Here is a 22,114-nt window from a genome sequence, read left to right as displayed (position 1 = left end):
GTTTGTTAAAAATGAAGAAACCTTAAATTTTCTCACATTCAGAAACAGATAATTATTAATTCAATAAATAAAGATAGCTAAAAACAAAAGGTATGGCAAAGAGAAAGCCATCAAAACGATCAAAAACACCTCCATGCCCTGGAAGAATCCTGCCTGAATCTTTCATACCAGCAGCGCGTTTCAATACAGACTCGACCAAATCACCGAAAGTTGCTCCAATACTGATTATCACGCTAATTACGATCCACTTAACAGGGTCAAAAACTGCCCAGTAATGCGATAAAATTAGCGCCAGCGCGGCCGTTGCTACCAAACCACCAATAAAGCCTTCCCATGATTTTTTGGGTGAAATTTTGGGTGAAATTTTATTTTTTCCTATCAGCACACCTACAATGTATGCAAAAGTGTCAAATGTCCAGGTAAATAAAACAATGGAGAGAATCATCCGGTAATCATATTCGCCAGACAGGTAACCTATTGCAAGCAATAATACCATGGGTAGGGCCACATGAATTACGGGTAAAAATGTCATGGATAGGTTTTGCGCAATGCGCCGCTTTCGCCTGTATAATTCGGTTATAAAAACCAGAAAAAACAAAGGGATCGTCAATGCCAGGGCCGAAAAAGGAATTATTTTATTGACCACCAACCATCCACCAACATAGATTAATATAGATAATATAATTTGCCATGCCATCAATGGATGGCCATGGACTTTACGTAGCATGTGATGATACTCAATGAGAATTAGCAACATTACAACTCCGTAAAAAAATGTAAAGGTAACCTCATGCCACAAAATAGAGATTAATGTAACAAGTGCAAATAAGGAACCTGTGAGCGAACGCTGTACAAAATTCTTCAAAAGTCTGCTTTTTTTATTAGGTGTTTTGCTTTAATTACATTTTGGGCTTCTACGTAAACTTCAATCTCACCCACTGTTACGTAGAAAGAATCTTGCTTATCTATTACTACAGCCTCTATTTCATGATCTTTCAGCAAGTCTTTTATGATATAAGCCTGGTAAGCCTGACCAGTAGAAAAAACCATCTGCCAATCATTAGCTGCCATCTATACCTCCTGATTTTGCTCGTCTTTATTATTTTCTTTTGAAAAAGAATCGTATTCATTTTTATCACCCGCCTCAATGATATCATTTTTTCGCTTTCCAAAAATATCTTCAAGGTCGTCGGCAAAAATAACCTCCCGCTCTAAGAGTCGTTTGGATAACTGCTCGTGCCCCTCACGATTGTCTCTCAGAATTTTTAGTGCTCGTTGATAGGAAGCCTCCACCAACTTGCGTGTCTCTTTATCAATTAGCTTGGCTGTTTCTTCACTGTAAGGTTTGGTAAAACTATATTCATTTTGACCGGTGGAATCGTAAAAACTTATATTACCAACCTCCGCACTCATTCCGAAATAAGTAACCATTGCATAAGCTTTTTTCGTAGCTCTTTCAAGGTCGTTAAGTGCGCCGGTCGAGACTTTTCCGAATACAATCTCCTCAGCAGCGCGCCCACCCATAAGCGCAGCCATTTCATCAATCATTTGCTCTTTAGTGGTAATTTGACGTTCCTCCGGGAGATACCAAGCAGCCCCAAGGGCTTGCCCACGTGGCACTATGGTGACTTTTACCAAAGGATTAGCATGCTCGAGCAGCCAACTTACAGTAGCATGACCCGATTCGTGGTAAGCAATGGTTTTCTTTTCTGATCTGGAAATTATTTTATTTCGTTTCTCCAGTCCGCCAATAATTCGATCAATGGCATCGAGGAAATCCTGCTTTTCAACTTTAGTTTTCTCTTTTCGTGCTGCAATCAATGCGGCTTCGTTCACAGCATTTGCAATATCTGCTCCACTGAAGCCCGGTGTTTGTTTGGCCAGAAAATCGGGGTTAAGTTCCGGGTCTACCTTTTTTAAAGGTGAAAGATGTACTTTAAATATCTCTTTTCGCTCATTCAAATCAGGCAATTCTACATGAATTTGTCGATCGAAACGTCCGGCTCTCATTAATGCTTTATCCAACACATCCACTCTGTTTGTTGCAGCCAGGATAATAACACCGGAGTTGGTATCAAACCCGTCCATTTCACTCAATAATTGATTCAGGGTATTTTCACGCTCATCGTTAGAACCCATATTTGGATTTTTACCTCTTGCCCGGCCAATGGCATCAATCTCATCAATAAAAATTATACATGGCGATTTTTCTTTGGCTTGCTTAAAGAGGTCTCTAACTCTTGAGGCACCAACCCCTACAAACATTTCGACAAAGTCGGAACCCGATATAGAGAAAAACGGCACCTCGGCCTCGCCTGCAACTGCTTTTGCAAGCAATGTTTTTCCGGTTCCAGGAGGGCCAATCAGCAATGCACCTTTCGGAATCTTACCTCCGAGCTCTGTATACCGTTCCGGTTTTTTCAGAAAATCAACAATTTCTTTGACTTCAACCTTGGCCTCACTTAATCCGGCAACATTTGAAAAATCGACCTTAACCTTTGAACCTTCACGGTCAAAAAGTTTTGCTTTTGATTTTCCTATATTAAAAATTTGACCACCACCACCAGCACCACCTCCGGTCATGCGGCGCATAATAAAAATCCATATGGCTACTATAATAGCGATGGGCAAGAGCCAGCCTATTAAATTTCCAATGTGGTCTTCACGTGTTTCATATTGTGGGCTTATGCGCTGTTCTTCAGAAAAATCCTGTTGTGCTTCGTCCATCTGTTTTTCGAAATATTCTACAGATCCAATTGTAAAATAATATTGAGGACCTGAAGAGAATCCGCCTTCGCTAAACTCCTTATATCTTCCGCGACCAAGCTCACCCGGTTTTATGTATACTTCAACTTTTTGTTTATTAACGACAACCAGCCGCTCAACATGATGTTGTTGTAACATGTTGTTTTTAAAATCCTTCCATGTAATTTCACGCGCACCATTACCCATGCTGCTAAAAAACTGCATGCCAATAAAGAGCAACAAAATTGCACCGTAAATCCAGTAAACATTAAATTTTGGTCTTTTCGGTGTTTTATTGGAATTATCGTTTTGCTGCTGTCTCTGCTGATTATTCTCTTTCTCCATATCTATTCTTGTTCTTTTAAATCGCTTATTCGTGTAAGTTCACCATCACCCCACAACTCCTCAAGTTTATAAGTATTTCGCACATCTTTTTTAAAAACATGCACTACAATATCGGCGTAATCAAGTAAAATCCATTCGGCCTGAGATGTACCTTCTTTATGTAAAACGTGCTCCTGATATTGTTTTCGCAAATTTTTCTCAACATGGTCTGCTATAGCATCTACCTGCCTGTTGGAATTTGCATGACATATGATAAAATAATCTGTTACAGCCTGTTCTAAGTTTTTAAGGTCTAGTTTAACAATCTCTTCGCCCTTCTTTTCTTTAATACCCTCAATTATACAATTTATAATGTCATCTGGTTTGTTCTGTCCTTGCATATATTTTTAATTCTTCTTTTCAGTTTCTTTGCTATTCAACCTATAACAATTTTGACGCCAAAAGCTAAAATCACTCTAACAAGAAGCCCCAAATGTATTTATTTGCTATTGGAGTACAAAATACTGACAATATAGCAGCAAAATGTAGTTTAACAGCAGTTTTATCATCTTCTGAACTGGCTTGCATTTTTGTATTTGCGTCCTACCATGATTTGTATACATCCATTTCTTTTTTTCCGAAAAGGGGGTATAATTGATTCAATAATAATTAACCTGGTTTTGTGTATGCTGGCTTCCCAATAAGCCTCTTCTGCTTCGCGAGAATCGTAGACCACACTTTCTGAGGTAACCAAATCACGCCCCCATACAGTATCATTGGCAAAAATTGTCCCGGTTTTTATGCGATCCCCATTTTCGTCATACAGAAAATTACCATCTTTATCTTTTTCATATATGGGCACCTGCTTTTTCTTAATCTCTTTAAAAGCTCTCTTAAAGCGCTTTTCGGGGTATATAACCCGAAAAAATACATCTTTGAGCCTTCGCTCGGCGCATGTAAAAATCCGGTAGTTCTGTCCGCTATATACAACTACTTTGACACGCACAGTATCACCGGTGTATACCTGGGCATAATTCGACTGGCTGCGATAATCGTATTCACCATAAAGGTCTTTATCGCAAAAATCCTTATCATCGCATCGCTGGGCCCTTACTGTCAGAACTCCCAGAATTAAAAATAAAAATATTATGTAACTTCTCATTCAATTACCTTTTAACCAACGACTCTCTGCTTCTGTTAACCAAAGATTTTATACTATCAAATTGCACCCTGGTCATAATCACATTATCAGGATTGTTATACAATTCAGCATAATATTCATTCAACTTTCGGACCATTAAAAATATATCATCTCTATCTGTCTCATTTTTATGCATTTCTTGTAAATAAGCATCCAGATTTTCAATCACATATTGCTGATCGGCCAGGCAGCTCATCAAATCGCTCTTTGTGTTTACTTCTTTGGCATTAAATGCTAGATAAAGACTTTCTACCCAACCTGCCGCGGTTATATATGACAAAAGTGTGGTTTTATCCTGGTCTTCTAAAAAATTAAATACATTCCAATATGAATCAGCAGAAAGATGATAAAGCGAATCTACATTATCCAGGTTACTTTTAAACCGCTGCATAAGCTCTTCGCCATAACCTTCTGTAAAACCCAAATCTTCGGCCAGCACTTTACTGGCTTCAAAATATGAAATGGTTTGCTGGTTTTGCGCAAAAACAGCACTGTAGGCCAAATCTGAAGCATACATACCAAAAGCTACAGCTTTATTCTTAGTACTAAGATAATTCGATGCGGTTGACGGGCTTAATAATATTTCTGGATTAAATGCTCCGCCGGCTCCACGATAAAACATGAAAAATTCTATTGGTGTGGGCACTCTGTAAACGACTTTTGAATTTTTAACGTCTACGCCTACGCTATTATCTCTGGTTAACTCCAGTTTTTCTTTAGCCTTTTTATCGCCATTTTCACGATGGCAGGCAGAAAAAACAAACAAAACAATTACAATACTAATGATAAACCGCATATTTGTTGTCTTTGGGTGTGAAATTAATAAATTTCAAGTTATTAAGAGAATTATTAAAACAAATTAAACCATTTTTCATAAAAACTTGTTTAACATTTAATTAATGTAGGTAAATATTTAATCATTTACATATCGTGAAAAGTTTCTTAAATTTGCCACACCAAATAAAAAACAGCGCTATGAGAAAATTACTATCCGTACTCTTAATACTGGCATTTCCAGTTGTCACACTTAGCCAGGCACCCGACTTCACAATGACATCAACGTCTGGAGAAACCTATAATTTACAGGATCAGCTTGATTCAGGCAAAACAATAGTTTTGGATTTCTTCAGCACAACCTGCGGCACCTGTCAAACAGGCGTGCCAACCGTTGAGAAAATATGGAACGACGTACTCTTAAATGGTGAAAAAGGATGGGTTTGGGCCGTGGAAATAGGTTACCACAACGAAACTCAAATTGATGAATTTTTCAATGAATATGGAGGTACATTCCCGGCCTTTTCTGTTGTGGAGGATGATAGCATAATCAATCCGGACTTCGGTTTCGATGTGCCATACGCTCCTCAATACTTTGTAGTTTGCCCCGATGGGAAATACAAAAATGTAGCATTAAACATGGTAGAATCGGAGGTTGAAAAATGCGCTCAGCAAACAGGCATAAAAAATAACACCTACCAAATTGCAATCCACACACTGCGCAACAGTTTTATGCTTGAGAACCTGCCCTATTCATATGGTGATATTCAGGTTCGGGTAATTAATACAATGGGAAAAACCGTTAGTAGCGACATTATAAATGGCAGAGCCCACAACTGGCAATCACCGGAACTTGAAAAAGGTATTTACATCATTCAGGTTTCAGGGCAAGGCAACTTACATTTTGCACAAAAAGTGGCGCTTTAATCTGCCTGGTATTTTTCCAAATGCATTTGCTCGCCATCCCAGTAAGCGTAAGAGAAATGATTTAGCCAGTCGCCCAGATTCACATAAGTGGCTTCGCCTACCATATGATGCACTGGAAAGTGCCTGTGACCAAAAATGTAGTAATCGCAATGTTCTTTAGCTTCATGGGTTTTAATAAATGAAACAAGGTGCTCCTTTTCCGGATTATAATCTTCGGCAGCAAAGCCTTTGCTGTAGCGGCTATGTTTGGACCATCGGTGCGCAAAACCTACTGCTCCGTTTGGGTGAAGCCTGGCAAATAACCATTGTAGTACTTTATTTGTAAAAATACCTTTCAGCAACTTATATCCCACATCACCTGATCCCAAACCATCGCCATGCCCGATAAAGAACTTTCTCCCGTCAATTTCCGCAATGATCGGTTTCCTGTGTACATGAACCCCAATTTCTTTCGGTAAATAATCGAAAACCCACACATCATGGTTTCCTGTAAAAAAATGCACGGACTTTCCGCGGTCGGTAAACTCTGCAAGCTTACCCAGGAAACGTGTAAATCCTCTTGGAACAACATGTTTATACTCAAACCAAAAATCAAAAACATCGCCCAAAAGGTACAGTTCATCGGCCTGATCTATAATATCGTCGAGCCACTGTACAACTTTTCGCTCACGGTGAATACTCTCCTCCTGACGGGGAAAACCCAAATGCATATCTGAAGCAAAATAAATCTTCGGCATAAACTATTTCTTGGCAAAAATCTCCTCTAATTTTTTCCCCAGGCTTTGGCCACGCAGATTTCGCGCTACAATTTTTCCTTCGGGGTCGATCAGGAAATTAGACGGAATAGACCTTACATTGTACAGTTGAGCTGCTGAAGACTGCCAAAACTTAAGATCACTTACATGATTCCAGTTTTTAAGGCGGTCTTTATAAATAGCCTGTACCCAATCGTCACGATTACGGTCCAATGATACCTGGTATATATCAAACCCTTTCCACTTATATTTCCAGTAAGTTTTGACAAGGTTCGGATTTTCAATACGGCATGGCTTGCACCATGATGCCCAGAAATCGAGCAGCACATATTTGCCCCTGAGCGATGAAAGTTTAACCGTATCTCCCTGCGGATTAGGCAAGGCAATATCGGGTGCTATGGCCCCTACACTTAACCTCTGATTTGCTGTTTGACGACGCTCTTCCTGAGATTTAACCTTCCGTATGAAATTACTTATGAGGCTGCTCATTCTTGAATTTTCGTAACGGCTTGCAAGCGCTGTATCTACCATTTCAAAATACTTCATATCATCCTGTGGATCGAAAAGCGGTTCATTTGAAAGGCGCATCGACAGAGCCACGTATGAAGCAAGTGGGCTCCGGTTCTCTTCTATAAAGTTTACAAGGTAGTCACGCTCTTTTTGAAAAATTTCCTGACTTTGCTGTTGCAGTTCAGGGATTAGTTTTTCAAGGCCCGGGCTTCCTTCATTGGCTTTATACACCATATTAAGACTGTCGATAATACTATTGCTGTGCAAATTATGCTGAATGACATCCCGTACTGCTTTACTGGAGGTTGACCCCTCAATACGGTAGCTTGTAGCCAAATCACTGGCATCTGCAGTAATCTGAACCTGTTGATCAGGAAGTAGAATAAGTCTGATAAAGTTTTGCTGATCTAAATACAACACATAATCCGTAGGCTGGTCTACCTCAATATCAAAAACAAAATCGCCATTGGCATTAATAGCAACAGAATCTGGCTGGGCATTCTTTTCCAGCAAATTCATCAAATAAATTGCCTCGTTATTAGCACCGTAAATGGTCCCCTGAATTTCCGGACCCTTCGATTCTTTTTTGCAAGCACTTAAAAAAAGCAGAGCTATTGCAAACAAAACTGTAAACCTCATATTCAATTCTTTATGATTTATCTAAATTATTTCAAATTAATTCCTCTAACAAAATCAACATCAAATCGTTCAGTTATAAAGCACCATTACAATGATAATATTTGGAATCCGGTTTATTTGACTGATCTATGTTGATTATGTGGTGTGAATATAATTTAATTCATTCGAAAATTATACATTTGTCCCGCAAATTCTAAGACCCTTTGAAAACATACAAAGATATAAAAGATATTGCAATTAACAGGCCAGTTGTAACCATGGGAACTTTTGATGGTTTGCACATTGGTCATTTGCACGTTTTAAGCCAGCTAAAGTCGCTTACACGCAAGTACGAAGGAGAAAGTGTAATTCTGACATTCTGGCCACATCCCCGAAAGGTGCTCAATTCAGGAGATATTAAATTACTCAATACCATTGAAGAAAAAATTGATCTTTTTGAACGCAATGGTATTGACCACCTGATAATTCTTGATTTTACTGAAGAACTGGCAGCACTCACTTATGAGGATTTTGTAAAAAAAATATTGGTTGATAAGCTGAAATTGGAGCACCTTGTTTTTGGATACGACCACAGGTTTGGTAAAAACGGAGAAGGCACCTTTGAAAAACTACAGCCACTCGCCGGTAAATACCATTTTAAACTCCATAAACTCGACGAAGTCAGAGTCGGACATGCTGTAAGCTCAACACGAATAAGGCATGCTTTGCAATATGGCCACGTAGGCGAAGCCAACAAAATGCTCGGATATCCATACCAACTTGCCGGTGAAGTAGTAAAAGGCGAACAACTGGGTCGGAAAATAGGCTTCCCGACTGCCAATCTTAAAATTTCATGCGCCTACAAACTCATTCCGGGCAACGGCGTTTATGCCTGCAAAGCATATTTAAACGGGACATCAAGACCGGCCATGATGAACATTGGAGTAAAACCCACGGTAAACAACCAACAAGTGCGCAATATAGAAGTCCATTTAATCGATTTTAAAGGCGACCTTTACGGGCAGCATATAACGGTTGAACTCATCGAAAAAATACGTGAAGAGACCAAATTTCCCTCGCTCAACGATTTGGTTGACCAGCTAAAAAAAGACAAGGTACAATCGCTGAATATATTTTCGCAAAATAATTAGCCTTCCCAAAAGACATTTCTCCTACTTTCTATTGAATGACAAAAGGCTATTCGTAAGAAATATCTTGCAATTATAGCAGGTATTTTTAATTTTGTAGATGTTCGAGAAACATAAAAAAACATACTATGAGCGAAGGATATGCGGGCAACAAAGGCCCTAAAATAAAATCGGATTGCCATGTCACCCTTAAACAGCAACCCTCCGGAGGCATTAAGATCCAGTTAAAAAGCAAAGTTGAAAAACTGTATGGCGACCAGATTAAAAAAGTGGCCACAGCGACACTCAATAAATTGGGTGTTGAGCATTGCGAAGTGCTGATAGAAGATTCAGGAGCACTTGACTGGGTTATTGCAGCCCGTATTGAAGCTGCTGTAAAACAATTCAGCGATACTTCAGAAACATATATCCCCGACCTCAAACCATACAACCAATACGAAACATCAAAAGAACGCGATAGATTATCGAGGTTGTACCTGCCCGGAAACAACCCTAAAATGATGCTTAATGCAGGTATTCATAAACCACATGGCATTATTCTGGACCTCGAAGATGCTGTAGCACCAGCAAAAAAACACGAAGCCCGTTTTGTGGTGCGAAATGCTTTGTGCAGCGCCAATTTTTACGGAGCCGAACGCATGGTCAGAATCAATCAGGGTGAAATGGGAATCGAAGATCTACAGTATATTGTGCCGCATAACGTGCATCTGATTTTAATTCCCAAGGTAGAAGATCCGGAATATATTTGCCGCCTCGACAAGGAAGTACAAAGGCTTGAGGCCAGACACCAAATCGAAAAACCCGTATTTTACATGCCCATCATTGAGAGTGCTTTGGGCGTAGAAAAAGCATACGAAATAGCCACAGCCTGCCGCAATATTGTAGCATTGGCCATTGGTCTTGAAGACTATACTGCAGATATTGGTGTTAAACGCACAAGCACCGCAGAAGAATCACTCTATGCCAGAATGCGCCTTGTGAATGCAGCAAAGGCTGCAGGCATACAACCCATTGATTCGGTATTTTCAGACGTGGGCGATATGGAGGGACTATTTGAAAATGTAAGAAAATCGAAGCAGCTCGGATTCGAAGGAATGGGGTGTATACACCCACGGCAAATTAAAGTTATTCATGACGGATTTGCACCTGAAGCAAAGGAACTGGAAAAGTCCATGAAAATTGTAGACGCCGCAATTAAAGCTGAGGCTCAAGGCCTTGGCGTAGTCTCACTGGGTTCAAAAATGATTGACCCACCTGTAGTTAAACGCCATAAAAAACAAATCGATCGTGCCGTGCGAATGGGATTCATCGATAAAAACTGGCAGGAAACCTACAATCAGGAATAAATCATTTTAGAAATAAAGCACATACATTCCAAAGCGAATAAAAAATAACAATCATGACAGAATTTGTAAAAAACGCAGCCGGAAGACTCATTCCAACGCATATAAACGACAAAGAGGTCGTTCCGTTTCAGGGTGTGGGCAAATACCGTCCACAGGGCAGAAAATATGCACCACCCATAAAAACAGTAGCCGACTATCCTGAAGATGGCGATAAGCGGGTAGCATCACTCAAAGATGCACTTGTTAAAGCCGGACTAAAAGATGGCATGACCATTTCTACGCATCACCACTTCAGGAATGGCGATATACTGGCCAACCAGATTTTCGATATTGCGGCAGAGATGGGCGTAAAAGACCTCGTATGGTACCCTTCCGCCTCTTTCCCTTGCCACGAGCACCTTATCCAATATCTTGAAAATGGTGTAATTCATCACATAGAAGGTTCAATGAACGGACCGCTTGGCCGCTTTGCCAGCCAGGGTAAAATGAGAGGTCAGGGCGTGCTCCGCTCGCATGGAGGTCGCTACCAGGCTGTGCAGGACGGAGATGTGCACATCGACATTGCCATTATCGCAGCACCATGCGCTGACCCGTTCGGCAATGCCAACGGTCTTTATGGAGATGCTGCTTGTGGCCTACTGGGCTTTGCCCTGGCCGATTCAGAATATGCCGACCAGGTTGTGGTGGTTACAGACAATATGGTACCCTTTCCATGCATACCCTGGCAAATTCAGGGAAATAATGTAGATATTACCGTTGAAGTAGATAAAATTGGGATTCCCGAAAAAATTGTGTCGGGCACCACAAAAGTAACAAAAAGCCCTGACCGGCTGCTGATTGCAGAAATGACAGCTCAATTTTGCGATGAAGCCGGACTCATTAAAGAAGGCTTCTCTTTCCAGGCCGGTGCAGGAGGTACATCGCTGAGCATTGGAATATATTTTGGTGAAATAATGCGCAAAAAAGGCATAAAAGCCCGCTTTGCCAGAGGTGGAAGTAATCAGTACCTGGTAAAAATGTTTGAAGAGGGACTTGTGGAACACATCCTCGACGGCCAAACCTTCGACCTTGAAGGCGTACGATCGATGCGCGACAATCCGACACACGTTAACACCAGCCCATTTACCAGCTACAATTATCATGGTAAAGGCAACTTCGCATCATTAATAGACATTGTAATTCTCGGCGCCACAGAGGTAGACACAAATTTCAATGCCAACGTAGTAACCCACTCTGACGGCTACTTGCTTCACGGTATCGGAGGCTGGCAAAACTGTCTCTTTGGCAAAACAGTAATTCTGCCTATCCCGCTGTTCCGCGATCGCATACCAGTAATTGTAGACGAAGTTACCACTTTATGCGGACCCGGCGATTTAATCGATGTAATCGTTACTGAGCGCGGTATTGCAGTAAATCCAAAACGCAAAGACCTGCTCGAAAAACTCAAAGACAGTGAACTGCCCATTAAAACTATCGAAGAACTAAAAGCAGAAGCCGAAGAAATCTGCGGCAAGCCCCAAAAACCGGAATTTGATGATGAAGTTATAGCAGCCATCAAATGGGTTGACGGAACTGTTATTGATGTTGTAAGAAAAATAAAAGAATAATTTAGACAGTATTTTAAACAACCGCTAGCAATTTGTTAGCGGTTGTTTTAAAATTTTACATTCAAAAACCAAAACATCAGGTCATAGATGGATGCTGTTCAGCTCGCGTCGATTTTCCTTGTATGAAATCGCTTAGCTCGACTTCAAATCACCTGCCTCTTCTGTTATGATAATGACGCGAATCGCCCCATTTGCCATATCCAACCTGGTTCCCTGTTAAACCAATTCGCATTTCCAGGCAACTCACACAATCTGCCGCTTCTTCATCGGTACAGGGCTTATTTTCATAAAGTTTGTAGCTATTACGATACATACCGGGGGTTACATTTGGCATAATTACATTGGCCCCGGCTTTCAATGCTTTCTCACGTCCCATCGGATCCAGTGCCTGGAGGGCAGTAGCCGAAGCAATATTTATATCGGGCATAATGATGCGTAAAAGGCTGATCATATTGAGCGTCATCTCAAATCGATCTTTCTGAGGCAATAGTTGATTCCGATACCTGTAGAGCGGGGTATCCTGATGCTCGATGTACGGCCCCATACCAACCATATCAATATCAAAACGGCGCATAAAAAGTAAATCTTCAACCAAATCTTTTCTGGTCTGGAAAGGCAACCCGATCATAACACCTGTACCAGTCTGATAGCCGATATCCTTCAGGTCGTACAATGCCTGAATTCTGTGCTCGTAACTGTGCTTCTCGTTTTGCGGATGAATTTTGTAATATAATATTTTGTTAGAACTCTCTATTCGCAGCAAATAGCGATGTGCACCACTTTCGAACCAGCGCTTAAAGGTCTCATAATTCTGTTCGCCCAACGAGATTGTTATACCTATTTCGTCATTGGTGATTTGCTTTATTTTTCGCAACAATTTATCAACACGCTCCACGAAATGCTTGTCGCTTCTTTCACCTGCCTGCAGCACAACAGAGCCATAATTTTGCTCATGGGCAAAACGCACAGCATCCAGTATGTCTTCATCGGTCACATCGTAGCGATCCACATTTTTATTACCTGCCCTAATACCACAATAATAGCAGTTTTTAGAACATTTATTCGAAAACTCTGTCAATCCGCGGAAATAGACGTAATTATCTAGATGCCTCTGCTTTACATTATTTGCATAACTGCGCAATTGAGTAGTGGCCTCGGCTTCAGCTTTAATAAAATCTTTTATAATACCTGTCTCAGGGGCCTGCGCATCATAGAGCCTGTCCAGTTGTTTGGTTATATGATCTATAGTAGTTGTCATGTATACTGAAATTTAAGCCACAAAGTTATAAGGTTTTATCGAAACTCATTATACCACTCTCAAATGGTATACCTTAATCGCAAAAACTGCTTAAAAGTATGTGTTTTATCATTTTCGCGGCAAAGCCAATATGTTATCTTTGTGGAAATTTATATAAAATCAAACAAACAACTCCATAAAATGATCAATAAACAACTATTAAATCCCCGCAGCATAGTAGTCGTTGGTGGCTCAGACGACATTCATAAACCAGGAGGCAAGGTATTGAAAAACCTTCTGGACGGGCAGTTTAAAGGTAATTTACATGTGGTAAACCCCAAACTTGATGAAGTTCAGGGGTTAAAATCTTATCGCGATGTAAATGATTTGCCTGAAGTTGATTTGGCCATTATGGCAATAGCAGCAAAATTTTGCCCTGACACCATCGATATCCTTACAAAAAAGAAAAAAACACGTGCATTTATTATCCTGTCGGCCGGTTTTAGCGAAGAAAACGAAGAAGGTGCAAAACTTGAAGCTGATATAGTTAAAAAAGTAAATGCAGTGGATGGTGCACTGATTGGACCGAACTGCATAGGACTGCTCAACCAGAACTACAATGGCGTGTTTACAACACCTATTCCGCAGCTCGACCCACAGGGTGTGGATTTTATATCAGGTTCGGGAGCTACAGCAGTATTCATTATGGAGGCCGGAGTGCCCAAAGGTTTAAAATTTAATAGTGTTTATTCAGTAGGCAACAGCGCCCAACTGGGCGTTGAAGAGGTACTGAAACACCTCGATGAAACTTATGAAGAGGGAAAATCTTCGAAAGTTAAATTGCTCTACATTGAAAACATTGACAAACCTCAAATGCTACTAAAGCATGCCAGTTCGCTGATTAGGAAAGGATGCAAAATTGCAGCAGTAAAATCAGGCGGTTCTGAAGCGGGTAGCAGAGCTGCATCGTCACACACAGGGGCCCTTGCCAGCAGCGATGTGGCTGTAGATGCATTGTTCCGCAAAGCCGGCATCGTACGCTGCCACGGCAGGGAAGAGCTGGCTACAGTGGCATCAATATTTATGCACCCTGAGCTTAAGGGAAAAAACATAGCTATTATTACGCATGCCGGCGGGCCAGCCGTTATGCTCACCGATGCACTATCGAATGGCGGACTCGAGATTCCACACATCGAAGGACCAAAGGCCGACGCATTGCTGGAAAAACTTTTCCCCGGTTCGTCGGTATCGAACCCCATTGACTTTTTAGCCACAGGCACAGCCGAACAGCTTGGAGACATTATAGATGCTTGTGAAAATGATTTTGACAACATCGATGGAATGGCTGTAATTTTTGGCAGTCCCGGGTTATTCCCTGTTTACGATGTTTACGACCTGCTTGATAAAAAAATGAAGCAATGCAAAAAACCCATCTACCCCATTTTACCATCGGTGGTAAATGTGGCCGATGAAATAAAATCTTTCATTGCCAAGGGCCGCATAAACTTCCCGGACGAGGTGCTCTTCGGCAATGCACTTTCAAAAATATACCACAGAGCAAAACCAGTACCTGGAAATCCTGCTATTCCTGAGGTTGACAATACCAAAATAAGGCAGATTATTGACCAGACCGACAATGGCTATCTTGCACCTGAAAAAGTCCAGGAACTACTTGATGCAGCAGGAATCACACGTGCAGGCGAATCGGTTACATCCGACCGCGATGCTACAGTAACAGCTGCAGAAAAACTAGGTTTCCCGGTGGTAATGAAAGTTGTAGGGCCGGTTCACAAATCAGATGTAGGTGGCGTAGTACTTAATGTAAAAGATGCCGACACTGTAAGAAAAGAGTTCGACCGCATGATGCAGATAAAAGACACTACAGCCATTCTTATGCAGCCCATGCTTACGGGGACAGAGCTTTTTGTTGGCGCAAAACGTGAAGATAAATTCGGACACATGGTAATGGCAGGCCTGGGAGGTATCTTTATTGAAGTGCTTAAGGACGTGAATGCCGCCATCGCTCCCATTGAACACGAAGAGGCAATCGGCATGATACAAAGACTGCGCGGCTATGGCATTATTAAAGGCACACGCGGACAAGACCCGATAAATGAAACTGAATTTGCTAAAATCATCACCCACATGGGCGCATTGATGGAAGCTGCACCAGAAATATTCGAAATGGACCTCAACCCACTGCTAGGCTCAAAAGAAAAGGTTGTAGCTGTGGATGCAAGGGTTCGCATCGAAAAATAAAATTTTCAGCATATAAGTCATCAACAAATCCGGCCGTGTTAGCACATTCTGGCCGGATTTTTTATAAATTGCCATGCATCTCAAAACAAAAACAGATGAAGAGTTGGAAAGACCTTAGCAAAACAGAAAAATTTCTGGTTGGTTTCATAATTGTTTTAATAATTGCAATAGCACTGAACTGGAAACGTGTTTACAAAGGGATAAAAAAAGGAATAGAACCATATAAAACAGAACAAAACCAATAAATTATGTTTAAAAACGATAAGCTACACCGTGCTTTGAACAAGGAGCATAAATTTGCCCGCCAGTTCGTAATTGCAGCCATACTTGTTTTGGTTGTCAATGCGAATGTAATGATCTACATCATGCAAAAAATCGACAAACTGCCCAATGCCTATTGGATTCAGTTGGCTTTTGTACCGGCACTGTTAATTCTTATGGGTTTCTACTATTTCAGGATTCACAAAAAAAACCTGAAACGCATTAAAGATGATTTTGAAGCAGAAATGCTTAAAAAAGAAGATTAACAAACGGACAAAGCTTTTATTTTAGGATTAACCATGAAGAAAAAGGACTTAATTTTTGCACTGGCGGTAATTGCCATTTTTTCACCTTTCTTTTGGTCGAATACAACATACGAAACTTATACAGGTTTCAATGTGCAACACGGAATGATCATGGCATTTATAAAATTTGCCATTCTGGCCACACTTGGAGAGGTTATAGGCTTACGCATTAAAACAGGTAAGTACATTCAAAAAGGATTTGGAGTAATACCGCGAGCCATAGTATGGGGTTTTATTGGCCTGACCATAAAAATGGCATTTATAATTTTTGCTACCGGCACACCTGAATTCCTGGCCTACCTGGGATTAAACGATGCCAGGACATTAATGCAGGGAGACCTCTCGTGGAATAAGTTACTCGTGGCATTTTGCATAAGTGCCGCAATGAACATTATTTATGCACCGGTAATGATGACTTTTCATAAAATTACCGATACCCATATTGTGGACAATAACGGAACACTCAAAGGATTCTTCAGTCCAATTCAGTTTAAAGAAATTTTTGCAAAGCTCGATTGGAAAGTACAATGGAATTTTGTATTCAAAAAGACCATCCCATTTTTCTGGATACCGGCACATACCATAACTTTTTTGTTACCCCCCGAGTTCAGGGTATTATTCGCAGCTTTGTTAGGTATTATGCTTGGAGTATTTTTGGCCGTTGCAGCGCAACTTGGTAAAAAACAGGCAGTTTAGAGACACTTTAAAAAATAAATACAACATTTTGTAATCAAAAAACAGAATTAATTTGTTTACTTTAATATAAAATCACACATCATGAATACAACAGGAATTTTTTACGCACCCAAAGGAGGAAGTACAGAAAAAATAGCCAAAAAAATCCATCAGCATCTGCCATCGGCTGCTCTTAAAAGTGTACCCGAAGCAAGTGTGAATGATATGATGCACTACGACAACCTGATACTTGGTATTGCCACCATTGGTAAAGAAACCTGGAACCAGGAGATCAAGAAAAGCGGATGGGACCTTGTTATGCCACATATTGATAAAGCTGATTTTACAGGAAAAAAAGTGGCTATTTTTGGTCTTGGCGACTCTGTAACTTACGACTTGCACTTTGTAGATGCAGTTGGTATTTTAGGTAAAAAACTCAGAGAACGCGGCGCAGAATTGGTTGGTTTTACCGATACCAAAGACTATAACTTCAGAGAATCGAAGGCTATTGAGGGAGACCAATTTATGGGACTGCCCATAGATGAAGATTTTGAGGAAGAAAAAACCGATGAACGTATTGACCAATGGGTCAAAGATTTAACAAAAAAAATGTCGTAAAACATCAAATAATTATTGGAATTTTAGAAAAACCGAAACCAAACACCTATATTTAACGTTATAACGTTGAAACCCCTAATTATTCCAAATAGATGAGACAACTTAAGATTACCAAGCAGGTTACAAATCGTGATACAGCTTCACTTGATAAGTACCTGCATGAAATCGGCAAAGTAGAGCTCCTAACCGCAGACGAAGAGGTGGCATTGGCCAGGCGCATCAGAAAAGGTGATACAGCTGCCCTTGATAAACTCATCAGGGCCAATCTTCGATTTGTTGTTTCTGTAAGTAAACAATACCAAAATCAGGGTTTAAGTTTACCAGATTTAATTAACGAAGGAAATTTGGGCTTAATTAAAGCCGCACAGCGCTTTGACGAAACGCGTGGATTTAAATTTATTTCTTATGCAGTATGGTGGATTCGCCAGTCTATACTTCAGGCGCTGGCCGAACAAGCACGCATTGTGAGGCTTCCGCTGAATAAAATTGGGTCTATCAACAAAATCAACAAGAAGCTCAATCAACTGGAGCAGGATTTTGAACGGGAACCCTCAGCAGACGAAATTGCCAAAGCACTGGAAATTTCGCCCAACGAGGTAAAAAAATCAATGGCTAACTCAGGCAGGCACGTCAGTATGGATGCACCTATCTCCGCAGAAGAAGAGGGTACCATGTATGATGTAATGCAAAGCGACGACACGCCCAGTCCCGATCGCACATTGATTAATGATTCCCTGCGAAAAGAAATCGACCGGGCCCTAACCACCCTGTCGCGCAGAGAAGGCGACATTCTTCGTTGCTATTTTGGTCTGAACAGCCAGCCACCCAGCACGCTGGAAGAGATTGGCGAAAAATTCGACCTGACACGTGAACGTGTTCGTCAAATTAAAGAGAAGGCTATTAGGAGATTAAAACATACTTCACGTAGTAAAAACCTTAAAATGTATCTTGGATGATAAAATATTTACAATAAAAACAAAAAAGGGGAACAAGCTTCCCCTTTTTTTTGTTTTTTTGTGAAAAAACCGACATCATGGCAAAATTAGTATCACCATCGATCCTCTCTGCAAATTTCCTCAATCTTGAAAATGATATTAAAATGGTCAATGATAGCGAGGCGGACTGGTTCCACCTCGATGTAATGGACGGAATGTACGTACCCAATATTTCATTCGGGCTCCCTATCGTAAAGCAAATAAACAAAGTAGCTAAAAAACCTTTAGATGTGCACCTGATGATTGCACAACCCGAAAGGTACATCAAAGATTTTAAAGCAGCCGGAGCCGACATCCTCACCATTCATTACGAAGCTTCAACACACCTGCACCGGAGCATTCAGGCCATTAAAGCTGAAGGCATGAAAGCTGGTGTCGCCATCAACCCACATACCAATGTTACACTGTTGGAAGATGTGCTCAAAGACATTGACATGGTGCTTATAATGTCTGTAAACCCTGGTTTTGGAGGACAAAAATTCATTGAGCAATCTATCCATAAAATTAAGCGGTTACGTATGGAGATTGAAAGTAGTGGAGCTCAAACCATGATACAGGTAGATGGCGGTGTAGACAACACCAATGCAGCCATACTGTATGATGCCGGCGCCGACTGCCTTGTGGCCGGAAGCTACGTCTTCAAAGCCAATGATCCCCAAGAAGCCATTTCTCTGCTAAAGAAAGCCTGAACATTTACATACATACAACCCCTCCGGGGTTTGTTTCTTAATATGCTAAAAATGGAGCGGCAAATTAATAAATTACGTCGCCATGTATAGCGGTGACACACTTAAACACCCGCTAATCGCCTTATTCGGGATTTTTCCGGTATAAAATTTATTTTGATCTAATTACTGGATAGAAAAAAGGGTTGCCCACTTAAAAAAAATTACGATGGCAAACGAAAGCATGTGGGCAACCCGGGCAACTATTCTTTTCCCGCAACATAATCAGCCAGGTAGGCATAGCGCGGGGTTAATTCTCCGTTTTTTAATATAGTGGCACGCTCAACGATCTTCTGATCATCTTCATGCACAATGGCATCGAATACATTTTGCAACAAGGCCTCGCCAAAATCCTGTGATGCATCGCGTGGCAATTCACCGGGCAAATTATCTACAGCCATTACGGTAATGTTATCAGCACTACTGAAGGCCGGCTCCTCCTGCTCCAGGTTTGGATTGTACCCATAAAAAGGCTCTGCAATGGTTGAAGCCCTCAGAGTTGATGGAATAGGCCCATTGATATCGCAGCTGACATCGGCAATTACTGAAATCTGGAAATCGGGATCGCGATAATCCGCTTTGGTGAGGAAATGCGGTGACTTTTCATCCCAGAAATGGCATGCAATGAAGATATCGGTAACCTTTGAAAAAGGTTTAAACGAGGACCTGTATTCGGTCGGATGTTGTATGAAATGATTGAAATCGAAAGGCAAACCATCTTTATGCTCCACATAATCTTGCGGACCAATCTGGCACAATACCGGTTCATCAAAGTCTTTATTCAGAAAGTCCTCTTTTGAAACCTTTCGTATATTCAACTGATCGAGCGTCTCCAAAGCGCCGGAAGCAACTCTTCCCTCGCCTGTTACCAGAATTTTCTTACTGCGCAGCTGCACCTTGCGTAAACCTGCAAACATCTCTTCCATATCGTGACATTGATGTGCAGGTTTAAGGTGAAAACTATCGGTTCTGATACCTCTTGCCCGCAGGGCATTGTATGCACCAACGATGCCGGCCCAGCGCCCAAAAGCCACCACACGTGCACCATCGGGCGTAGTGAGATATTCGTAATCGATCAGGGTGATTTTCTTACGCATCATCTCCTTAAGCATCTCCCTGTTATAGGCTTGCTTTTTGGCAACGTGTGCGAAAAATATATAAGTTTTGTCTGGTAAAAAGGTAGATTTATCAACCTCTTTAACGCCCATCAATATATCACAATCGCTTAAATCTTCAGACAGGGGCAATTTCAGGTATTTGTACTCCTCATCTTTGTAGCATCTGATAGAACTTGGCTGAATGACAAAATCAACCTCTTTGAATTGTGCTTTTGCGTCTAAAATTTGCGGAGGTGATAAAGGCACTCTACGGTCGGGCGGCGTCTTGGTTTCGCGCAGTATACCGATTCGTAAATTTCTCTTTCCCATAACTGTTTATTTTGGCTAAAGATATAAAAAAAATTCACGGCTTAAAAACATTCCGTTAACACCTAATTAAAAAAGTTTTATAGCGGGCAAACCTCATTCATGCGCCCAAAACCAGGGAATTTACTGAATATCAGAACAAAGCTATTGGGCATGTCGAAAAACAGCATCAGCCTAAAAAAAAGGCTCATTTTTTAGTTTAGAAATTCGATTTTGGTTCACAATTTGTTTACAAAAAGTTAATTGGAATATTTTTGGGGTTTAATGAATTTCGCCTGAATTTTAGGGTTCAGGCGATTTTTTTCGTATTTTTGTGTTCCCTTAAAAGGGATTACGACCAATTCAGGGGCCGACATGGTTTTGACAGCAGGTTGAATTGGTACGTAAGCATGCCGGGTTTTGTATATTTCCCGTAAAAAGAATGTTCACACTTTTTTTAATTGGCAACAATAATTATGCGCTCGCTGCGTAATCAGGCTAAGCCGGTTACTGCTTAATCCACGACTACAATAGGTCGGGACGAGTCACTCCCGGATGGTGTCTCCCGATACCGGTCCGATATGGAGTGCCAGAAGTTTGGGATAGCTTTTACGGCGCCGCGACGTAAGAGCGAAATTCAGCGGATAAGGTCAGTTTGCGGGTGTCCATACCCTGATCTGACCCGACAATTAAGAATGGACTAAGCATGTAGAAAGCGTATGGGTTGCCTGTCTGGACGCGGGTTCGACTCCCGCCGGCTCCACTGAATACAGTTTGAGTGTGAGTAGTGAGCAAGAGCAAGAATACTCCTTACTCAAACTCAAACTCTAACTCAAAAAGAGTAAAAATACAGTTTGAGTGTGAGTAGAAACAGGAGAAAGGAAACTCTTTACTCAATCTTTTACTAAAAACAGCTTATGTTTGATTTCGAAAAGCTTTCTGTCTATCAAAAAGCCAAAAGGTTTAATAAAAATGTTGCCGGCTTTTTGGCCAGGACAAAAACCAACCCTACAACTAACGACCAACTTCGAAGAGCAGCTTTCAGTATAATGCTTAATATTGCAGAAGGTGCTGGCAGATTTACCAATGCAGATAAAAGAAACTTTTATGTAATTGCCCGTGGCTCAGCATTTGAATGTGTGGCCATTTTTGACTACCTTAAAGATTGCAATACAATAGAAGAAACTCAATACTCAGCGTTCTATCATGAACTTGAAGAAATCTCTAAAATGCTCTTTGCACTCATTAAATCACTTAAGTAAATCCAGTTTAAATATGAGCACATAAAATAATTAAAATTCCTACACCGGTTGCACTTCAAATCTTAAAAATAGACTCAAAGCGCACAAGCTGGGCACGGTTAAATCCGCAAAAGAGCGCCTGCCCATAAAACTAATCAGCACCACAGCTTTTACAGAAAAGCATAAAGCCTACAAATTCGAAAAATATCTTAAGTCCGGTTCAGGAAGAGCATTTGCAAACAGACACCTGATTTGAATACAGTTTGAGTGTGAGTAGTGAGCAAGAGCAAGCATACTCCTTACTCACACTAAAACTGCAAACAGTTAATGTTCCATAAAACACCATTATTTGATCCACAGAATGGAGTTATATGTACCATGCTCATTGTTTTCATAAACCGGGTTGGCCGGATCTGGCATCCATTCTCCATCCACAATGA

22 protein-coding genes, 1 other RNA gene and 1 pseudogene are annotated in these 22,114 nt (G+C 40.9%); 14 read left to right on the top strand and 10 right to left on the bottom strand.

Going from position 1 to position 22,114, the window contains the following annotated elements:
• Positions 1-55 precede the first annotated feature (55 nt).
• The 6 genes from VJ937_RS09900 to VJ937_RS09875 form a co-directional block, all read right to left on the bottom strand.
• Entirely contained in the window at positions 56-865 is an 810-nt protein-coding gene (locus VJ937_RS09900; protein WP_324066738.1) for a phosphatidate cytidylyltransferase, read from the bottom strand.
• On the bottom strand, positions 862-1,071 hold the full coding sequence (locus VJ937_RS09895) for a putative signal transducing protein (RefSeq protein ID WP_324066737.1): 210 nt from the start codon (positions 1,069-1,071) through the stop codon (positions 862-864). Before VJ937_RS09895 ends, VJ937_RS09900 begins: the two co-directional genes overlap by 4 nt.
• The gene (gene ftsH / locus VJ937_RS09890; RefSeq protein ID WP_324066736.1) at positions 1,072-3,090 is read right to left on the bottom strand and encodes an ATP-dependent zinc metalloprotease FtsH; all 2,019 of its coding nucleotides are present in this window, start codon (positions 3,088-3,090) and stop codon (positions 1,072-1,074) included.
• Positions 3,091-3,092: 2 nt separating this feature from the next.
• The gene (gene rsfS / locus VJ937_RS09885; RefSeq protein WP_324066735.1) at positions 3,093-3,470 is read right to left on the bottom strand and encodes a ribosome silencing factor; all 378 of its coding nucleotides are present in this window, start codon (positions 3,468-3,470) and stop codon (positions 3,093-3,095) included.
• Between the two features lie 164 nt (positions 3,471-3,634).
• Entirely contained in the window at positions 3,635-4,231 is a 597-nt protein-coding gene (locus VJ937_RS09880; protein WP_324066734.1) for a hypothetical protein, read from the bottom strand.
• Positions 4,232-4,235: 4 nt separating this feature from the next.
• The gene (locus VJ937_RS09875) at positions 4,236-5,066 is read right to left on the bottom strand and encodes a hypothetical protein (protein ID WP_324066733.1); all 831 of its coding nucleotides are present in this window, start codon (positions 5,064-5,066) and stop codon (positions 4,236-4,238) included.
• 179 nt (positions 5,067-5,245) lie between these two features.
• Between VJ937_RS09875 and VJ937_RS09870 the strand changes: the two genes are divergently transcribed.
• Positions 5,246-5,971, top strand: coding sequence for a TlpA disulfide reductase family protein (locus VJ937_RS09870; protein ID WP_324066732.1), 726 nt, complete (start codon positions 5,246-5,248; stop codon positions 5,969-5,971).
• Here the strand turns inward: VJ937_RS09870 and VJ937_RS09865 are convergent.
• Together VJ937_RS09865 and VJ937_RS09860 are read right to left on the bottom strand one after the other, a co-directional pair.
• Positions 5,968-6,708, bottom strand: coding sequence for a UDP-2,3-diacylglucosamine diphosphatase (locus tag VJ937_RS09865; RefSeq protein ID WP_324066731.1), 741 nt, complete (start codon positions 6,706-6,708; stop codon positions 5,968-5,970). The two genes, VJ937_RS09870 and VJ937_RS09865, sit on opposite strands and share 4 nt — an antisense overlap.
• 3 nt (positions 6,709-6,711) lie before the next feature.
• Positions 6,712-7,875, bottom strand: coding sequence for a TlpA disulfide reductase family protein (locus VJ937_RS09860; RefSeq protein WP_324066730.1), 1,164 nt, complete (start codon positions 7,873-7,875; stop codon positions 6,712-6,714).
• 203 nt (positions 7,876-8,078) lie between these two features.
• Between VJ937_RS09860 and VJ937_RS09855 the strand changes: the two genes are divergently transcribed.
• From VJ937_RS09855 to citF, 3 genes are all read left to right on the top strand, one after another.
• A complete protein-coding gene (locus VJ937_RS09855) occupies positions 8,079-9,005 on the top strand; it encodes a bifunctional riboflavin kinase/FAD synthetase (protein WP_324066729.1) in 927 nt (308 codons plus the stop codon).
• Positions 9,006-9,130: 125 nt separating this feature from the next.
• Positions 9,131-10,348 (top strand): citrate lyase acyl carrier protein, encoded by a 1,218-nt coding sequence (citD, locus tag VJ937_RS09850; RefSeq protein ID WP_324066728.1) that lies wholly within the window; start codon positions 9,131-9,133, stop codon positions 10,346-10,348.
• Positions 10,349-10,401: 53 nt separating this feature from the next.
• On the top strand, positions 10,402-11,955 hold the full coding sequence (gene citF, locus VJ937_RS09845) for a citrate lyase subunit alpha (RefSeq protein WP_324066727.1): 1,554 nt from the start codon (positions 10,402-10,404) through the stop codon (positions 11,953-11,955).
• A gap of 148 nt (positions 11,956-12,103) precedes the next feature.
• Here the strand turns inward: citF and hydE are convergent, their stop codons facing one another.
• Positions 12,104-13,213 carry a [FeFe] hydrogenase H-cluster radical SAM maturase HydE gene (gene hydE, locus VJ937_RS09840; protein WP_324066726.1) on the bottom strand — a complete coding sequence of 370 codons (1,110 nt, stop codon included), beginning with the start codon at positions 13,211-13,213 and terminating at the stop codon, positions 12,104-12,106.
• A 180-nt stretch (positions 13,214-13,393) separates the two neighbouring features.
• Here hydE and VJ937_RS09835 point away from each other — a divergent pair, with 180 nt between their 5' ends.
• The 7 genes from VJ937_RS09835 (at position 13,394) to rpe (ending at position 18,994) form a co-directional block, all read left to right on the top strand.
• Complete coding sequence (locus VJ937_RS09835; RefSeq protein WP_324066751.1) at positions 13,394-15,451, top strand: acetate--CoA ligase family protein; 2,058 nt, start codon at positions 13,394-13,396, stop codon at positions 15,449-15,451.
• Positions 15,452-15,546: 95 nt separating this feature from the next.
• Complete coding sequence (locus VJ937_RS09830; RefSeq protein WP_324066725.1) at positions 15,547-15,696, top strand: hypothetical protein; 150 nt, start codon at positions 15,547-15,549, stop codon at positions 15,694-15,696.
• 3 nt (positions 15,697-15,699) lie between these two features.
• Positions 15,700-15,978 carry a hypothetical protein gene (locus tag VJ937_RS09825; RefSeq protein ID WP_057952465.1) on the top strand — a complete coding sequence of 93 codons (279 nt, stop codon included), beginning with the start codon at positions 15,700-15,702 and terminating at the stop codon, positions 15,976-15,978.
• A 33-nt stretch (positions 15,979-16,011) separates the two neighbouring features.
• A complete protein-coding gene (locus VJ937_RS09820; protein WP_324066724.1) occupies positions 16,012-16,713 on the top strand; it encodes an Mpv17/PMP22 family protein in 702 nt (233 codons plus the stop codon).
• Positions 16,714-16,794: 81 nt separating this feature from the next.
• Positions 16,795-17,310: a flavodoxin gene (locus tag VJ937_RS09815; RefSeq protein ID WP_324066723.1), complete on the top strand. Its 516-nt coding sequence runs from the start codon at positions 16,795-16,797 to the stop codon at positions 17,308-17,310.
• Between the two features lie 92 nt (positions 17,311-17,402).
• A complete protein-coding gene (locus VJ937_RS09810) occupies positions 17,403-18,266 on the top strand; it encodes a sigma-70 family RNA polymerase sigma factor (protein ID WP_324066722.1) in 864 nt (287 codons plus the stop codon).
• A gap of 77 nt (positions 18,267-18,343) precedes the next feature.
• Positions 18,344-18,994: a ribulose-phosphate 3-epimerase gene (rpe, locus tag VJ937_RS09805; RefSeq protein ID WP_324066721.1), complete on the top strand. Its 651-nt coding sequence runs from the start codon at positions 18,344-18,346 to the stop codon at positions 18,992-18,994.
• A 239-nt stretch (positions 18,995-19,233) separates the two neighbouring features.
• On the opposite strand, the gene VJ937_RS09800 is transcribed toward rpe, so the two are convergent.
• Entirely contained in the window at positions 19,234-20,457 is a 1,224-nt protein-coding gene (locus tag VJ937_RS09800; protein WP_324066720.1) for an NAD(P)-dependent oxidoreductase, read from the bottom strand.
• Positions 20,458-20,799: 342 nt separating this feature from the next.
• On the opposite strand from VJ937_RS09800, the gene ssrA reads away from it, so the two are divergent.
• The 3 genes and pseudogenes from ssrA to VJ937_RS15725 all read left to right on the top strand — a co-directional run.
• Positions 20,800-21,199: a transfer-messenger RNA gene (ssrA, locus tag VJ937_RS09795) on the top strand.
• A gap of 151 nt (positions 21,200-21,350) precedes the next feature.
• A complete protein-coding gene (locus VJ937_RS09790; protein WP_324066719.1) occupies positions 21,351-21,695 on the top strand; it encodes a four helix bundle protein in 345 nt (114 codons plus the stop codon).
• A 52-nt stretch (positions 21,696-21,747) separates the two neighbouring features.
• A pseudogene (locus VJ937_RS15725) lies at positions 21,748-21,930 on the top strand (GIY-YIG nuclease family protein); the annotation flags it as partial.
• Between the last annotated feature and the right edge of the window lie 184 nt (positions 21,931-22,114).

The organism is Salinivirga sp. (assembly GCF_035268865.1).
GTDB lineage: Bacteria > Bacteroidota > Bacteroidia > Bacteroidales > Salinivirgaceae > Salinivirga.
This window is presented reverse-complemented; position numbering and strand designations above follow the sequence as displayed.

Bases quoted from the DNA above. Each gene is read 5' to 3' on its own strand.
- VJ937_RS09895 (WP_324066737.1), bottom strand. From the start codon at position 1,071: ATGGCAGCTAATGATTGGCAGATGGTTTTTTCTACTGGTCAGGCTTAC.
- ftsH (WP_324066736.1), bottom strand. From the start codon at position 3,090: ATGGAGAAAGAGAATAATCAGCAGAGACAGCAGCAAAACGATAATTCC.
- rsfS (WP_324066735.1), bottom strand. From the start codon at position 3,470: ATGCAAGGACAGAACAAACCAGATGACATTATAAATTGTATAATTGAG.
- VJ937_RS09880 (WP_324066734.1), bottom strand. From the start codon at position 4,231: ATGAGAAGTTACATAATATTTTTATTTTTAATTCTGGGAGTTCTGACA.
- VJ937_RS09875 (WP_324066733.1), bottom strand. From the start codon at position 5,066: ATGCGGTTTATCATTAGTATTGTAATTGTTTTGTTTGTTTTTTCTGCC.
- VJ937_RS09870 (WP_324066732.1), top strand. From the start codon at position 5,246: ATGAGAAAATTACTATCCGTACTCTTAATACTGGCATTTCCAGTTGTC.
- VJ937_RS09865 (WP_324066731.1), bottom strand. From the start codon at position 6,708: ATGCCGAAGATTTATTTTGCTTCAGATATGCATTTGGGTTTTCCCCGT.
- VJ937_RS09860 (WP_324066730.1), bottom strand. From the start codon at position 7,875: ATGAGGTTTACAGTTTTGTTTGCAATAGCTCTGCTTTTTTTAAGTGCT.
- citD (WP_324066728.1), top strand. From the start codon at position 9,131: ATGAGCGAAGGATATGCGGGCAACAAAGGCCCTAAAATAAAATCGGAT.
- citF (WP_324066727.1), top strand. From the start codon at position 10,402: ATGACAGAATTTGTAAAAAACGCAGCCGGAAGACTCATTCCAACGCAT.
- hydE (WP_324066726.1), bottom strand. From the start codon at position 13,213: ATGACAACTACTATAGATCATATAACCAAACAACTGGACAGGCTCTAT.
- VJ937_RS09835 (WP_324066751.1), top strand. From the start codon at position 13,394: ATGATCAATAAACAACTATTAAATCCCCGCAGCATAGTAGTCGTTGGT.
- VJ937_RS09830 (WP_324066725.1), top strand. From the start codon at position 15,547: ATGAAGAGTTGGAAAGACCTTAGCAAAACAGAAAAATTTCTGGTTGGT.
- VJ937_RS09825 (WP_057952465.1), top strand. From the start codon at position 15,700: ATGTTTAAAAACGATAAGCTACACCGTGCTTTGAACAAGGAGCATAAA.
- VJ937_RS09820 (WP_324066724.1), top strand. From the start codon at position 16,012: ATGAAGAAAAAGGACTTAATTTTTGCACTGGCGGTAATTGCCATTTTT.
- VJ937_RS09815 (WP_324066723.1), top strand. From the start codon at position 16,795: ATGAATACAACAGGAATTTTTTACGCACCCAAAGGAGGAAGTACAGAA.
- VJ937_RS09810 (WP_324066722.1), top strand. From the start codon at position 17,403: ATGAGACAACTTAAGATTACCAAGCAGGTTACAAATCGTGATACAGCT.
- rpe (WP_324066721.1), top strand. From the start codon at position 18,344: ATGGCAAAATTAGTATCACCATCGATCCTCTCTGCAAATTTCCTCAAT.
- VJ937_RS09800 (WP_324066720.1), bottom strand. From the start codon at position 20,457: ATGGGAAAGAGAAATTTACGAATCGGTATACTGCGCGAAACCAAGACG.
- VJ937_RS09790 (WP_324066719.1), top strand. From the start codon at position 21,351: ATGTTTGATTTCGAAAAGCTTTCTGTCTATCAAAAAGCCAAAAGGTTT.